Below are 12973 nucleotides of genomic sequence, written 5' to 3'. Positions count from 1 at the left end.
CCGCACGGCCCCGTCCGCACCGACCACATCGACCGGCACGCCGGCACGCCGGGCCTCCTCGACCAGGCCGGCAGTCCCACCGTCCCCGTTCGCGGGCGGCTTGCCGTCCCACACGGCGACGAGCCGGTCCGCGCGCTTCAGCAGCTCGGAGCCGGCCGCCTCGTACGCCGCGCGGTCGGCGGTCTCGTACGGGAGGGTCTGCACCTCGATGGCGGTTTCGTTGAGGTGGTCGAAGACCGGGGCGTCCTCGGGCTTCACCACAGCACTGCGGTAGTCGAGGGACGGGATGACGACGACGAGGCGGCCCCCGATGGCGGAGACCTCCTCCGCGAACAGCGCGTCCGCCCTGGAGGCGATGCACGAGACCCCCGTGAGGTCCTCGCTGTAGGGCTCCAGCAGCTCGCGCAGCGCCGCCCGTACGCGCGGCACGGCCTCCTCGGTCAGATCCATGTGCCCCGTCACGGCCAGCGTCGTCATGCGCCGTCCTCCTCCTCAGCTCGGCATCGGTCCGTGGGCCGGCCACGGCGGGCCCACGGTGTACGGGTACGGCTGCCCCGGTTGTACCTCCGCACGCTTCGAAGCGCGCTTCGGAGCGCACATCGGGGCCGGCCCGGGCACCCGGACGCGATCCAACGCCTCCCTCCTCCGCTCCTCGCCGGGCCCCCTTCCTCTGTTCGATCCGGGAGTGTACGTTCGTACATGCCCGTCCCGGGGTGACCTCCGCCCTGCCGTGTTCTCGTGAAAGTCGTGTCTGATGGACCTGGCCACCCGTCGCCGCCGAACAGCGTTGTTCCTCTTCTTCTTCATGCCCGGTCTGGCGATCTCCTCCTGGGTGACCCGGACGCCCGACATCAGGGACCAACTGGGTGCTTCCACGGCCCAGATGGGGCTCGTCCTGTTCGGCCTGTCCGTCGGCTCCATGCTCGGCATCCTCGGCTCCGGGGCTCTGGTGGCACGGTTCGGCACCAGGCCGGTCATGGGCGTGGGCACGGCGCTGGTCATCCTCAGCCTGGTGGTCATCGGCTGCGGGTCCCCGCTCTCCTCGGCCCCGGCCGTCACAGCCGGCCTGTTCCTCTTCGGCGCCGGGATGGGCGGCAGTGAGGTCGCGGTGAACATCGACGGCGCCGAGGTCGAACGGATCACCGGCCGGACGGTGCTGCCCACCCTGCACGGCTTCTTCAGCCTCGGCACGGTCGTGGGGGCGGTGGCCGGCATCCTGTGCACCGCCGTCGAGTTCCCGGTGCAGTGGCACCTGAGCGCCGTGGCCGTCATCGCGGCCGGCATGTTCGTGTACGCCGTCCGCGCCATCCCCGCCGGGGTCGGCAGAACCCGGGGCGCCCGGTCGGCCGACGACAGCACGGCACCCGCCCGCGCCGCGGTATGGAAGGACAGGCGGCTGCTGCTGATCGGCGGCATCATTCTCGCCATGGCGCTGGCGGAGGGCGCCGCCAACGACTGGCTGCCGCTGCTCATGGTCGACGGCCACGGGGTGGACCCCGCGCTGGGCTCGGCCGTCTACGCGGGCTTCGCCGCCGCCATGACGATCGGCCGCTTCAGCGGCGGCTTCTTCATCGACCGCTTCGGCCGCGCCCCCGTCGTCCGGGCCAGCGCGCTCTCCGCGGCCCTCGGACTCACACTCGTCGTCTTCGCCGACTCCCCCGTCCTCGCCGGCGCCGCCGTGCTCTTCTGGGGCCTGGGGGCCTCACTCGGCTTCCCGGTCGCACTGTCCGCGGCCGGCGACTCGGGCCCCGACCCGGCGGCACGCGTCAGCCTCGTCGCGATGATCGGCTACATCGCCTTCCTCGTCGGGCCCCCCGGCCTCGGCTTCCTGGGCGACCACTACGGCCTGCGCTCCGCCATGATCGTCGTCCTCGCGTTCGTCGCCGTGGCGGTCTTCCTGGCCCCGGCCATCGGCACCCGCCGCAGCACGCCGCCGGAAGTGCACACCGCGAAGGCACCCGCGCCCGATCCAGCGGAGCGGACGGCCCGGCGCGACTGAAACGGCTCCGGCCCGGCGAGGTCCTCGCCGGGACAACCGCCGGGCGTCACCGGCACTACGCGTCGAAGTCGTACTCAAGGATGTAGGACGCGGAGTCGAGCGTCATCTCGTTCACCTCGACGGGGCGGCCCCCGTCAGCGAACGCGGTGCGGCAGATCAGCATGACGGGAGTGCCCGCCGAGAGTTCCAGCTCTGCGGTCTCGGCCTTCGAGGGCATGCGCGAGCGGATCTCCTCCCGGAAGCGGACGGGTCCGGCGCCCAGTTCGGCAAGTCGCCCGTACGTGCCTCCGGGCCCTGTGTCCTCCCGGGTGATCGCGGACCCTGCGACCAGGGATGCGGGGAGGTACGAGGTGGCCAGCAGGATCGGCTTGCCGTCCAGGACGAATCGACGACGACGAACGCAGACAGCACCACCCGGTTCGATCCCCAGCACTCCGGCAATGCGATCCGGCACCGGTTCCTCCGTGACACGCACCTTGTCCACCACCAGGGTGCGGTCCTCCGTGTCCGCCTCCCAGATCGAGCGCCCCTCGCCCCACTGCGACCGAGTCAGACGTTCGATGCCCTGGCGCCTCAGCGGGCGGAAGGAGCGTACGAACACTCCTGCGCCCTTCCGGGACTCGGCAATGCCTTCGTTCTGCAGAACACCTAGAGCCTGCCGGGCGGTCATGCGCGCCACGTCGTGCTCGGCCATCAGATCGTTCTCGCCCGGCAGCCGGTCGCCAGGGCCGTACCGCCCTGCCTGCACGGCATCCCTCAGCGCATCAGCGATCCGCTGGTACTTCGGCTGCCGCTTGGCGCCTTCGGTGGCCATGAATGATCTCTCCTTACTCCTCTCCGGACAGCCTAGAGGCTCGTTTCACACGTGAAACGTACGTCTCGCGCGAGCGATCACGCCGGCCCGCCTCCCTCACCTCGTGACAACTCGAAACACCGGGCCTCCAGGGAACATTGACATCTCTAGAGAACATCGCTTCACTGAGATATCTAGAGAGGTTGCCTGGTGGAGACTCCGAAGAAGGGATTCGCACATGCCGGCGTACGGGACTGATGCTGTACGGATAACACTGCGGGTGTCACACGACTCCGGTCGGACCTGGGGACCTCGCACCGAGACACGTGTGGGAAACGGGCCCGCGCCTCTGGACCTCCCTGGCAGATTCCCTCCATGCGCCTACCTCCGGCGCGCGGAACGAGACCTGCCCGGTTCCCTCCCGACGGTGTCGTGATGCGGTGCACGCATTGGCGGCGCCTGCCACTCGATCTGGCGCGGAAAGCACGTGAGCAGTCGCCCTCGGGACACGTCGACAGCGCTTTGCGGTGCCAGCTGTCCGCACACGACACCGGTGATCACCACGGCTTGCTCGATGACCTGGAGCACGGCACCGCGCTGTGGCTCCGCTGGTGCGGGACCGACGTGGCCTTGACCGTACTCCCGGACTGCCCCGCCATCGGCCCGGACCCCGCCCGGGAAGGCTGCTGCCTGTTCCTCGGCCACACCGCACACCACACCTGGGCAGAGACGGAGGAGGAGGTCTCGCAAGCCCTCCCCGGCACACGTGTGGGGAGGGGGCCCTCCGAGTGCTGTTACGCCGGCGCGCTTCGATCCCCCGGAGCCTCAACCGCACCGGGCGACCCCCGCAGATGAAACGGTCCCGGGCCGGGGATGTCGCACTGTCGGCCCGGGACCGCGTGCAGGAATGACAACACCGGCAGCAGACTCTTCACCTCGAAGGCCGTGACCTCGCCGCGGTACTCCTCCGAGCGAAAAGTCACACCCAGTCCCTCCAGTTCCCGGAGGACCTGGTCGGCTCCCGGTCCGCCGTGCGCCTCAGGACGGTCGGCCGGGAGAGCCGAGCGGGACCGGCCGCGCCCGGTACGGGGCAGGGCCCGGACCGCGTGTCGCGGTCCGGGCCCTGCCCCGTGTGCGGTGCCGCCCTGCGGCGGCGGTGCTCAGCTCCGTGCGGTGCCGTCGCCCGTCTGCCCGGCGCCCTCCGCCACGCCCGCCTTCTCACGCATCTTGCGCACCAGCTCCGCCTTACGGTCGGCTGCGCTCCGGCGGTCGAGGTTGCGGTGCGGGCCGTTGTTCTGCCGTTCGGCGCGGGACAGCTTCTTGCGCTGACCGCCACCCATGCCCACGGGGTTGTTGATGTTCTTGCTCACGGTCACGGGCTCTCCCGGTAATGAGGTGAAGTGGTCTACGGATTCATCGGTGGGGACGGGCGGCGACGTCGGGGGACGTCGGCAGCGGCCCATCACGCTCTCACTCGTGAACCGGCACCTGGAATGACGAAGACGTTACCCGGTCCCGCCGGCCCCGCACACCTGTCCTTCCGCCGCCCCGGTGTCAGCCGAGGTCATGGTGTCCCACTCGGCCGGGGTGTGAGGCAGGTCGCATACGGCAGGACTCCGCTCCTGCTCCTCCGTGGGGGGGAGCAGGATCCTCGCCGAGAGCTACCCGGCGTCCGGGGACTGTCGTACCCCGCCCGTATGTTGCTCCCATGACGCAGTTCACCGACTTCAACTTCAAGCTGCTGGTCATCGAGCGGCTCATGTACGACGACGGAACCCTCACCCCCAGGTTCGACCTGGGGGCCCACCTCGTGGAACAGGGCCTGATCGAGTACGGCGGCGACCCCGCGTACACGTACACCGTGAAAAACGCCCTGGAGTACCAGGTGGTCCCCGCCGCCCGGGACCACTTCGAGGCCCTGGAGATCAGCCCCGGCCTCCTGGCCACCGTGGAAGAGCTGCTGCTCGACGGCGGACACCAGGTCTACGCCCACTGCTCCCCGGTCTGGGACGGCGAGGACGACCTCTACGACGTCCGCTCCCTCGACGACCTGCCGCTCCTGCCCAACCTCAAGCGGATCAGAGGCGCCGATGACTTCTGGCCCCCGGAGTTCCTGGAGGTCCTGCAGGAGCGAGGAATAGCGACGGAAGACTAGCTCCGTGCTTCACGGGTGGCAGTGGACGGCGGGTTCCGGCCGTGCCGTGCAGTTGTCCGTCCCTGCGACTGTTGACGGCTGTCTCGTTCCCGCTCGCTGCGCCGCAGCGCGCGACGCTGTTTTCCCGGCAGAGTGGCGGCCAACTCGCCCACCGGGGAGACTTCGTGGGCCTTGCCGTCCCGGCCGCCCCGGCACCACCACACCGGCGGGCCGGCCACGTCCGTTTCGCCTTCGTACCAGCCGTCAGCGGTCCCCGCGGGACGAGGGTGCATTCCGGTCCTGTGTTCCCGGCAGACAGGCCAGACCTGCCGGAGCAGCTCCATGACGGTCGTCTGTGCCGCATCCGCGACCACGGTCAGGACCGTCGCCGCATCATCCGGCTCCGGCGGGTCGCCCTCCTCCAGATCACACGCATTCACCGCATTACCGTCCCAACGGCCGTCCGGCATCGCCACGTAGACCTGCCCCCTGTCGATCCCGCTCCGGGGCAAAGGATCCCAGGACGGGGCAACCACCAGGATCAGCGCGTCCTGACCCGGCAGGGTCGCCATCAGGTCGCGATTGACCACAGCGAGCGCAGCCTCCAACTTCGGCCACTGGCCGGGCTCGGCCCGCCTCAGCTCCGGGAGACGCTGCCTGTCATGGTCAGGACCGATGCTGAAATACGAGAAGGAGTTCACCAGGACATCGTCCCAACCACGCCGTCCTCCATTGCCGTCGCTGCGGCAGCGGACGGCCCACAGACGGCCCAGGATGTCCGGAACGGCTTCGGGCCGGCGGCGTGGAGCCGCCGGCCCGAAGCCGTGTATATACAGCAGGTGCGGTTACAGCACCGGCAGCAGGTTCTTCAGCTCGAAGGCGGTGACCTCGCTGCGGTACTCCTCCCACTCCTGCTTCTTGTTGCGCAGGAAGAAGTCGAAGACGTGCTCGCCCAGCGTCTCCGCGACCAGCTCGCTCTTCTCCATCAGCGAGATCGCCTCGCCCAGGTTCTGCGGCAGCGGCTCGATGCCCATCGCGCGGCGCTCCGAGTCGGACAGGGCCCAGACGTCGTCGTCGGCGCCGGCCGGGAGCTCGTAGCCCTCCTCGATGCCCTTGAGGCCCGCGGCGAGCAGCACCGCGTACGTCAGGTAGGGGTTGGCGCCGGAGTCGATGGAGCGGACCTCGACGCGGGCCGAGCCGGTCTTGCCGGGCTTGTACATCGGGACGCGGATCAGCGCGGAGCGGTTGTTGTGGCCCCAGCAGATGTACGAGGGCGCCTCGCCGCCGGCGCCCGCGGAGCGGCTGGAGCCGCCCCAGATGCGCTTGTAGGAGTTGACCCACTGGTTCGTCACGGCGGAGATCTCCGCGGCGTGCTTGAGCAGGCCCGCGATGAAGGACCGGCCCACCTTGGACAGCTGGTACTCGGCGCCCGACTCGTAGAAGGCGTTGCGGTCGCCCTCGAAGAGGGAGAGGTGGGTGTGCATGCCCGAGCCCGGGTACTCCGAGAACGGCTTCGGCATGAAGGTGGCCTGCACGCCCTGCTCCAGCGCGACCTGCTTCATGACCAGGCGGAAGGTCATGATGTTGTCGGCGGTGGAGAGCGCGTCCGCGTACCGCAGGTCGATCTCCTGCTGGCCGGGGGCGCCCTCGTGGTGGCTGAACTCGACCGAGATGCCCATCGATTCGAGCATGGTGATCGCCTGGCGGCGGAAGTCCATGCCGACGTTCTGCGGGGTGTGGTCGAAGTAGCCGGAGCTGTCCGCCGGGGTGGGACGGCTGCCGTCGACCGGCTTGTTCTTCAGCAGGAAGAACTCGATCTCCGGGTGGGTGTAGAAGGTGAAACCCAGGTCGGAGGTCTTCGCCAGGATGCGCTTGAGGACGAAGCGCGGGTCGGCGAAGGAGGGCGAGCCGTCCGGCATCAGGATGTCGCAGAACATCCGCGCCGTCCCCGGGGCCTCCGCACGCCACGGGAGGATCTGGAACGTGCCGGGGTCCGGCTTCGCGATCATGTCCGATTCGTATACACGGGCGAAGCCCTCGATCGCGGAGCCGTCGAAGCCGATTCCCTCGTCAAAGGCCTGTTCGAGCTCGGCCGGGGCCACGGCGACGGACTTGAGGTAACCGAGAACATCGGTGAACCACAGCCGTACGAAGCGGATGTCGCGCTCCTCAAGCGTCCTGAGGACGAATTCCTGCTGCTTGTCCATAGCCACATCCTTGCAGTTCAGACGGTCCGTGCACCACCGCCCGGGGTAGGGGGACACCTCAGTATCACGACCCGGGATTTCACCCACATTACGCACACGGTGTGAGAGAGAGCACGCGGCCACCCACTACGATCGGCGCCCGTGGTGTGCAAGGGCCGCAGCCACTCGGCCCCGGCCTCGCACGCCCAGGTTTTCCGCTCCGCTCCCGTCCCTCCCTACCCCTTGGCAGAAGGACACGACGACATGAGCTTCGACCGCAGGACACGCATAGAGCAGATGCGCAACGCCGACCGCGCGCGCGACCGCCGCAACCGCGTCGTCGTCATAGGGCTGAGCGGCGTCGTCGTCGCCGGCCTGCTCGGTTTCGGCTCGTACATGCTCCTGGAGAAGTCCGAGGCGAAGGAGAAGAACGAGGAGAGCCGGGCCCAGGACGCCAAGCAGACCGAGCAGGAGAAGAAGAAGCTCGCCGTCCTGCCGATCGCGGACGAGAAGACGTGGGACTCGGCGGCGCTGACGCGCAAGCACGTCACGACCGACGTGACGTACCCGATGAAGCCGCCCGTCGGCGGGGACCACAACCCGGCCTGGCTGAACTGCGACGGCGTCGTGTACGAAAAGGCCGTCCCGGACGTCAACGCCGTCCACGCCCTGGAGCACGGCGCGGTCTGGGTGACGTACAACGAGAAGGCGTCCGGCTCCGACGTCGACGCTCTCGCGTCCCGGGTCAGGAGCACCCCGTTCTCCCTGATGTCGCCGTACGAGGGCCAGACCGGAGCGATCATGCTGAGCGCCTGGGGCAAGCAGGTCACGGTGGACGGTGCGGACGACGCACGGGTGGCCCGGTTCTTCGCGAAGTACGTCCAGGGGGCGCAGACGCCCGAGCCCGGCGCGCCCTGCACCGGCGGGGTCGACGGGTGAGCGCGTTCCTCACCCGTCGCACGCAGTGGGCGGCGGGTTCCGCCGTGGCCCTCGCGCTGCTGTTCGCCGGTGCGGCGACGGTCGCCTCCGCCCGGGGCGAGGGGGCTCCGTCCGGGCCTCGTACGCCCTCGGCTCGGTCCGCGGACGCGGGCTTCGCGCGGGACATGGCCGTCCACCACCAGCAGGCCGTGGAGATGTCGTTCCTCGTACGGGACGGGACGCGTGACGAGGACGTACGGCGCCTCGCGTACGACATCGCCCACACGCAGGCCAACCAGCGGGGCATGCTGCTCGGCTGGCTGGACCTGTGGGAGCTGCCGAAGACGGCGCCCGACGGGGAGGGGCCGATGAGCTGGATGCGGGACGCCCACAGCACCCGCAGCACCCCCGACGGCCACGGCACGCACGGCGGCCACGGCACGCGGGGCGCGGACCGCGACGGGGCCCTCATGCCCGGCATGGCGACCAGGAACGAGCTGAAGCGGCTGGATGAGGCAGCGGGCAAGCAGGCCGAGATCCTCTTCCTGCAGCTGATGACCGACCACCACAAGGGCGGCGTCGCGATGGCCCGCGGCTGCGCCGAGCAGTGCACCGTGCCCGTGGAGAAGCGCCTGGCCCAGGGGATGGCCGAGGCCCAGCAGTCCGAGCTGGACCTGATGGCGGACATGCTCGCGGCGCGCGGGGCGGCGCCCCGTTCCTGAGCGCGCAACCGGCCCGGCGTACGCCCGAACGGGTGACAGCGCGCTCGCGTGCGCCGGGCGGGCCCGCGACGATGGAAGGGCTCGGGGCCGTACAGCAGTGCCCGTCGGCACGCAGGAGGCAACCCCATGACCACGGCCAAGGACATCATGCACACCGGGGCCCACTGGATCCCCGCCCACGAGACGCTCGACCGCGCCGCTCAGATGATGCGGGACCACAAGGTGGGGGCGCTCCCCGTCTCGGCCAACGGCGAGCAGGACCGGATGGTCGGGATCATCACCGACCGCGACATCGTGATCAAGTGTGTGGCGTCGGGGCACGATCCGTCGAAGGTGACGGCGGGCGAGCTCTGTGACGGCACTCCGCGCTGGATCGAGTCGACGGCCGATGTGGACGCCGTGCTGGAGGAGATGCAGAGCCATCGGATCCGCCGGCTCCCGGTGGTCGAGGACAAGAAGCTGGTCGGCATGATCAGCGAGGCCGATCTGGCGCTCCACCTCTCGGACGAGCAGGTCGCCGGCTGGGCGGAACGGGTCTACTCCCGCACCTGATCCCCGCGGGCCGGACACGCCGTCCACCGCCGCCCGCCCTCGTCCGTCCCCGCCGTCCTGAGCCGGTCCGGCGCCTCCGGACGGGGACGGGCGGGGACGAGCAGGGATGGGCCGTCACGTCCGGGCAGGGCCGGGCCATCGCGGACGGGCCAGGGCCGGGCCATCACGTCCGGGCAGGTACGGACGAGGGACGGGCCAGGACATCGCGTCAGTCAGACGATTACACTGGCCGGGTGCCTCAACTACGCCTCGCACTCAATCAGATCGACGCGACCGTCGGTGACCTGGCCGGCAACTCCGAGTCGATCGTCCACTGGACCCGGCACGCCGCCGAGCAGGGCGCCCACCTCGTGGCGTTCCCCGAGATGGTGCTGACCGGATACCCCGTCGAGGACCTGGCCCTGCGCTCGTCCTTCGTGGAGGCGTCGCGGACCGCGCTGCGCGCGCTCGCCGCCCGTCTCGCCGACGAGGGCTTCGGGGAGCTGCCGGTCGTCGTCGGCCACCTCGACCGCTCGGAGCATGCCGCACCGCGCTACGGGCAGCCCGCGGGGTCCCCGCGCAACGCCGCCGCGGTGCTGCACCGCGGGCAGGTCGCGCTGAACTTCGCCAAGCACCATCTGCCCAACTACGGCGTCTTCGACGAGTTCCGGTACTTCGTGCCGGGCGACTCGATGCCCGTCGTGCGGGTGCACGGCATCGATGTGGCGCTCGCGATCTGCGAGGACCTCTGGCAGGACGGAGGCCGCGTCCCGGCCGCGCGCACCGCCGGAGCCGGACTGCTGCTGTCGATCAACGCCTCGCCGTACGAGCGCGACAAGGACGACACCCGGCTGGAACTGGTCCGCAAGCGCGCCCAGGAGGCCGGCTGCACGACGGCGTACCTGGCGATGATCGGCGGTCAGGACGAACTGGTCTTCGACGGGGACTCGATCGTCGTCGACAGGGCCGGCGAAGTCATCGCCCGCGCACCCCAGTTCGCCGAGGGCAGCGTGATCCTCGACCTGGACCTGCCGGCCGCCGCGGCCGAGGCGCCGTCCGGGGTCGTCGACGACGGGCTGCGGATCGACCATGTGGTCCTGAGCGAGGCACCGCTCCCCGCCTACGAGCCGGAGTACCTCGGAGGGTACGCGGAGCGGCTCGACGACGATGAGGAGCTGTATTCCGCGCTGGTCGTGGGCCTGCGCGCGTATGTCGCGAAGAACGGTTTCCGCAGTGTCCTGATCGGGCTCTCCGGCGGCATCGACTCGGCGCTCGTCGCGGCGATCGCCTGCGACGCGCTGGGGGCTCAGCATGTGTACGGCGTCTCGATGCCGTCGAAGTACTCCTCGGACCACTCCAAGGAAGACGCGGCCGAGCTGGCACGGCGTACGGGGCTGAACTTCCGCACCGTACCGATCGAGCCGATGTTCGACGCCTTCATGGAGTCGCTGGGGCTGACCGGACTGGCGGAGGAGAACCTGCAGTCGCGGCTGCGCGGCACGACGCTGATGGCCCTCTCCAACCAGGAGGGCCAGATCGTGCTGGCGCCGGGCAACAAGTCCGAGCTGGCGGTGGGTTATTCGACGCTCTACGGGGATTCCGTCGGCGCGTACGGACCGATCAAGGACGTGTACAAGACGTCGGTCTTCCGTCTCGCGAAGTGGCGCAACCGCGCCGCCGAGGAGCGGGGTCAGATACCGCCCGTCCCGGAGGCGTCCATCACCAAGCCTCCGAGCGCCGAACTGCGCCCGGACCAGGTGGACACGGACTCGCTGCCGGACTACGACGTGCTGGACCGGATCCTGGAGCTGTACGTCGACCGGGACCAGGGCCGGGACGCGATCGTGGCGGCCGGGTTCGACGAGGCCCTGGTGACGAGGACGCTGCGGATGGTGGACACGGCGGAGTACAAGCGGCGGCAGTACCCGCCGGGCACGAAGATCTCGCCGAAGGGCTTCGGCAAGGACCGCAGGCTGCCGGTCACGAACCACTGGCGCGAGTCGAGCTGACCGTCACGGCCGGCGGGGCAGGCAGGATCCGCCCGGCCTCTCGCGCACCTGGAGAGGCCGGGGACGCGGGCTCCGCCGCGCCGGCTCACACGGAGACGGCCACGGGCGGAAACGGTGGGGAGCCCCGGGTCACGCCGGTCCGCCCGCGACGGGTACCGGGCGCAGCAGGGACTCGCGGTGGGCCCGGGCCACGGCCGTCATCCTGTCGAGGGTGTCCCGGGCCCGCAGGAGATCATCGATCTGCGCCGTGATCCGCTCGCGTTCGTGGGCCATCCGCTCCAGCGTGGCGTCGGAGTTGTGCTCGCTCGGGGCGTCGCGGCACGGCATGAGTTCGGCGATCGTGCTGCTGGAGAGACCGGCCGCGTACAGCCCCTGGATGAAGTGGACGCGGTCCACGTCGTGTTCCGTGTACTGCCGTTGTCCGCTCGGGGTGCGGGTGCTGGTGAGCAGTCCCCGCTGCTCGTAGTAGCGCAATGACCGCACACTCACTCCGGCGCGTGCCGCGAGTCCCCCGATCCGCATGACTGCCTCCCCGGTGGTCCACAACAGCGCGGGACCTGTGGTGCACCCCACAGGGACCGCGGTGTTCTCCCGGTTGCCTCTGACACCGGTGTCAGGTTTTAGCGTACCCATGCGCTTCGGCAGCCGGAGCACATGTGTACGCGAGGAGAACCGACATGCCCTCCCTGTTCAGCAGCTACCGCCTCGGCGAGCTCACACTGCCCAACCGGACCGTCATGGCCCCCATGAGCCGCGTCCGGGCCGCCGCCGGCGGTCTGGCCACCCCCTCGATGGCCGCTTACTACGCGCAGCGCGCCACGGCCGGACTGATCGTCACGGAGGGCGTCCAGCCGAGCCGCGCGGACAGTCCAACCCGGGCACACCCGGCCTGCACACCGACGAGCAGACGCGTTCCTGGCGGCAGGTGACCGACGCGGTCCACATCAGCGGCGGACGCATCTTTGCCCAGATCATGCACGGGGGCCGGGTCTCGCACCACGACACCACGGGTCTTCAGCCGGTCGGCCCGTCGACCGTGCCCGGCGAGGGCAGCGTGTTCACCCCGAAGGGCCCGCAGCCGATGCCCGTGCCCCGGGCCCTGGAGACCGACGAGGTCTCCGAGCACGTCCAGTCCTACGCACACGCCGCCCGCCGCGCCGTCGACGCGGGCTTCGACGGGGTCGAACTGCACGGCGCCAACGGTTACCTGATCTCCCAGTTCCTGTCGTCCAACGCCAATCTGCGCGACGACCGTTACGGCGGCTCGGTCACCAACCGGATCCGTTTCGCCGTCGAGGCGGTCACCGCCACGGCCGAGTCCGTGGGCGCGGCCCGTACGGGCATCCGCCTGTCGCCCGGCGGCGGCATCTGGGGTGTCACCGAGGACGACGCGGCCGAGCTGAACACCGCCCTGCTGACGGAGCTGGCCCGTCTCGGCCTCGCTTACGTGCACCTGGAGGCCACCGCCGACGAGGAGATCCTTCTCCAGCTGCGCAAGGCCTGGCCGGGCACCCTGATCGTCAGCCCCAGCGTGCCCGGCGGCCCGAAGCAGACGGGGGCGGCGGAAGCCGGCCACTGGCTGGGCCTGGGTGCCGACCTGATCGCCTTCGGCCGTGGCTTCCTCGCCAATCCCGACCTGGTCGAACGCCTGCGCACGAACCTGCCCCTCGCGCCCGCCGAC

The 12973-nt window shown here is 70.2% G+C and carries 12 protein-coding genes and 1 pseudogene; 7 read left to right on the top strand and 6 right to left on the bottom strand.

Translation table 11 applies throughout. The features are described from left to right. A partial coding sequence (locus tag VN520_RS27375; protein ID WP_325749623.1) for a hypothetical protein occupies nt 1-477 on the bottom strand: 477 nt, incomplete at its 3' end. A gap of 277 nt (nt 478-754) precedes the next feature. Between VN520_RS27375 and VN520_RS27370 the strand changes: the two genes are divergently transcribed. Next, the gene (locus VN520_RS27370; RefSeq protein WP_325749622.1) at nt 755-1999 is read left to right on the top strand and encodes an MFS transporter; all 1245 of its coding nucleotides are present in this window, start codon (nt 755-757) and stop codon (nt 1997-1999) included. 55 nt (nt 2000-2054) lie between these two features. Here VN520_RS27370 and VN520_RS27365 read toward each other — a convergent pair whose 3' ends face one another. Beyond that, nucleotides 2055-2813 (bottom strand): GntR family transcriptional regulator, encoded by a 759-nt coding sequence (locus tag VN520_RS27365; RefSeq protein ID WP_325749621.1) that lies wholly within the window; start codon nt 2811-2813, stop codon nt 2055-2057. Nucleotides 2814-3952: 1139 nt separating this feature from the next. Further along, on the bottom strand, nt 3953-4168 hold the full coding sequence (locus VN520_RS27360) for a DUF6243 family protein (protein WP_325749620.1): 216 nt from the start codon (nt 4166-4168) through the stop codon (nt 3953-3955). A gap of 332 nt (nt 4169-4500) precedes the next feature. Between VN520_RS27360 and VN520_RS27355 the strand changes: the two genes are divergently transcribed. Then, entirely contained in the window at nt 4501-4947 is a 447-nt protein-coding gene (locus VN520_RS27355; protein ID WP_325749619.1) for a DUF6892 domain-containing protein, read from the top strand. On the opposite strand, the gene VN520_RS27350 is transcribed toward VN520_RS27355, so the two are convergent. Both VN520_RS27350 and glnA read right to left on the bottom strand, forming a co-directional pair. After that, a complete protein-coding gene (locus tag VN520_RS27350; protein ID WP_325749618.1) occupies nt 4944-5627 on the bottom strand; it encodes a hypothetical protein in 684 nt (227 codons plus the stop codon). The two genes, VN520_RS27355 and VN520_RS27350, sit on opposite strands and share 4 nt — an antisense overlap. A gap of 144 nt (nt 5628-5771) precedes the next feature. Beyond that, nucleotides 5772-7133, bottom strand: a complete 1362-nt coding sequence (gene glnA, locus VN520_RS27345) for a type I glutamate--ammonia ligase (protein WP_014156604.1) — start codon at nt 7131-7133, stop codon at nt 5772-5774. Nucleotides 7134-7376: 243 nt separating this feature from the next. Between glnA and VN520_RS27340 the strand changes: the two genes are divergently transcribed. The 4 genes from VN520_RS27340 (at nt 7377) to VN520_RS27325 (ending at nt 11292) form a co-directional block, all read left to right on the top strand. Beyond that, nucleotides 7377-8051 (top strand): DUF3105 domain-containing protein, encoded by a 675-nt coding sequence (locus VN520_RS27340; RefSeq protein WP_325749617.1) that lies wholly within the window; start codon nt 7377-7379, stop codon nt 8049-8051. Next, on the top strand, nt 8048-8752 hold the full coding sequence (locus VN520_RS27335; RefSeq protein WP_325749616.1) for a DUF305 domain-containing protein: 705 nt from the start codon (nt 8048-8050) through the stop codon (nt 8750-8752). The genes VN520_RS27340 and VN520_RS27335 overlap by 4 nt, the downstream gene beginning before the upstream one ends. 126 nt (nt 8753-8878) lie before the next feature. Continuing rightward, a complete protein-coding gene (locus VN520_RS27330; RefSeq protein ID WP_325749615.1) occupies nt 8879-9304 on the top strand; it encodes a CBS domain-containing protein in 426 nt (141 codons plus the stop codon). A gap of 233 nt (nt 9305-9537) precedes the next feature. Further along, on the top strand, nt 9538-11292 hold the full coding sequence (locus VN520_RS27325; RefSeq protein WP_325749614.1) for an NAD+ synthase: 1755 nt from the start codon (nt 9538-9540) through the stop codon (nt 11290-11292). 129 nt (nt 11293-11421) lie between these two features. Here VN520_RS27325 and VN520_RS27320 read toward each other — a convergent pair whose 3' ends face one another. After that, complete coding sequence (locus VN520_RS27320) at nt 11422-11814, bottom strand: MerR family transcriptional regulator (RefSeq protein WP_325749613.1); 393 nt, start codon at nt 11812-11814, stop codon at nt 11422-11424. 155 nt (nt 11815-11969) lie between these two features. On the opposite strand from VN520_RS27320, the pseudogene VN520_RS27315 reads away from it, so the two are divergent. Then, nucleotides 11970-12973 (top strand): annotated as a pseudogene (locus VN520_RS27315) (alkene reductase); the annotation flags it as partial.

The sequence above is a fragment of the Streptomyces sp. genome (genome assembly GCF_035563135.1).
Lineage (GTDB): Bacteria > Actinomycetota > Actinomycetes > Streptomycetales > Streptomycetaceae > Streptomyces.
The sequence above is the reverse complement of the archived record's forward strand: the minus strand, read 5'-3'. Positions and strand labels throughout refer to the sequence as shown.

Bases quoted from the DNA above. Each gene is read 5' to 3' on its own strand.
- VN520_RS27365 (WP_325749621.1), bottom strand. From the start codon at position 2,813: ATGGCCACCGAAGGCGCCAAGCGGCAGCCGAAGTACCAGCGGATCGCT.
- VN520_RS27355 (WP_325749619.1), top strand. From the start codon at position 4,501: ATGACGCAGTTCACCGACTTCAACTTCAAGCTGCTGGTCATCGAGCGG.
- VN520_RS27340 (WP_325749617.1), top strand. From the start codon at position 7,377: ATGAGCTTCGACCGCAGGACACGCATAGAGCAGATGCGCAACGCCGAC.
- glnA (WP_014156604.1), bottom strand. From the start codon at position 7,133: ATGGACAAGCAGCAGGAATTCGTCCTCAGGACGCTTGAGGAGCGCGAC.
- VN520_RS27330 (WP_325749615.1), top strand. From the start codon at position 8,879: ATGACCACGGCCAAGGACATCATGCACACCGGGGCCCACTGGATCCCC.
- VN520_RS27320 (WP_325749613.1), bottom strand. From the start codon at position 11,814: ATGCGGATCGGGGGACTCGCGGCACGCGCCGGAGTGAGTGTGCGGTCA.
- VN520_RS27370 (WP_325749622.1), top strand. From the start codon at position 755: ATGGACCTGGCCACCCGTCGCCGCCGAACAGCGTTGTTCCTCTTCTTC.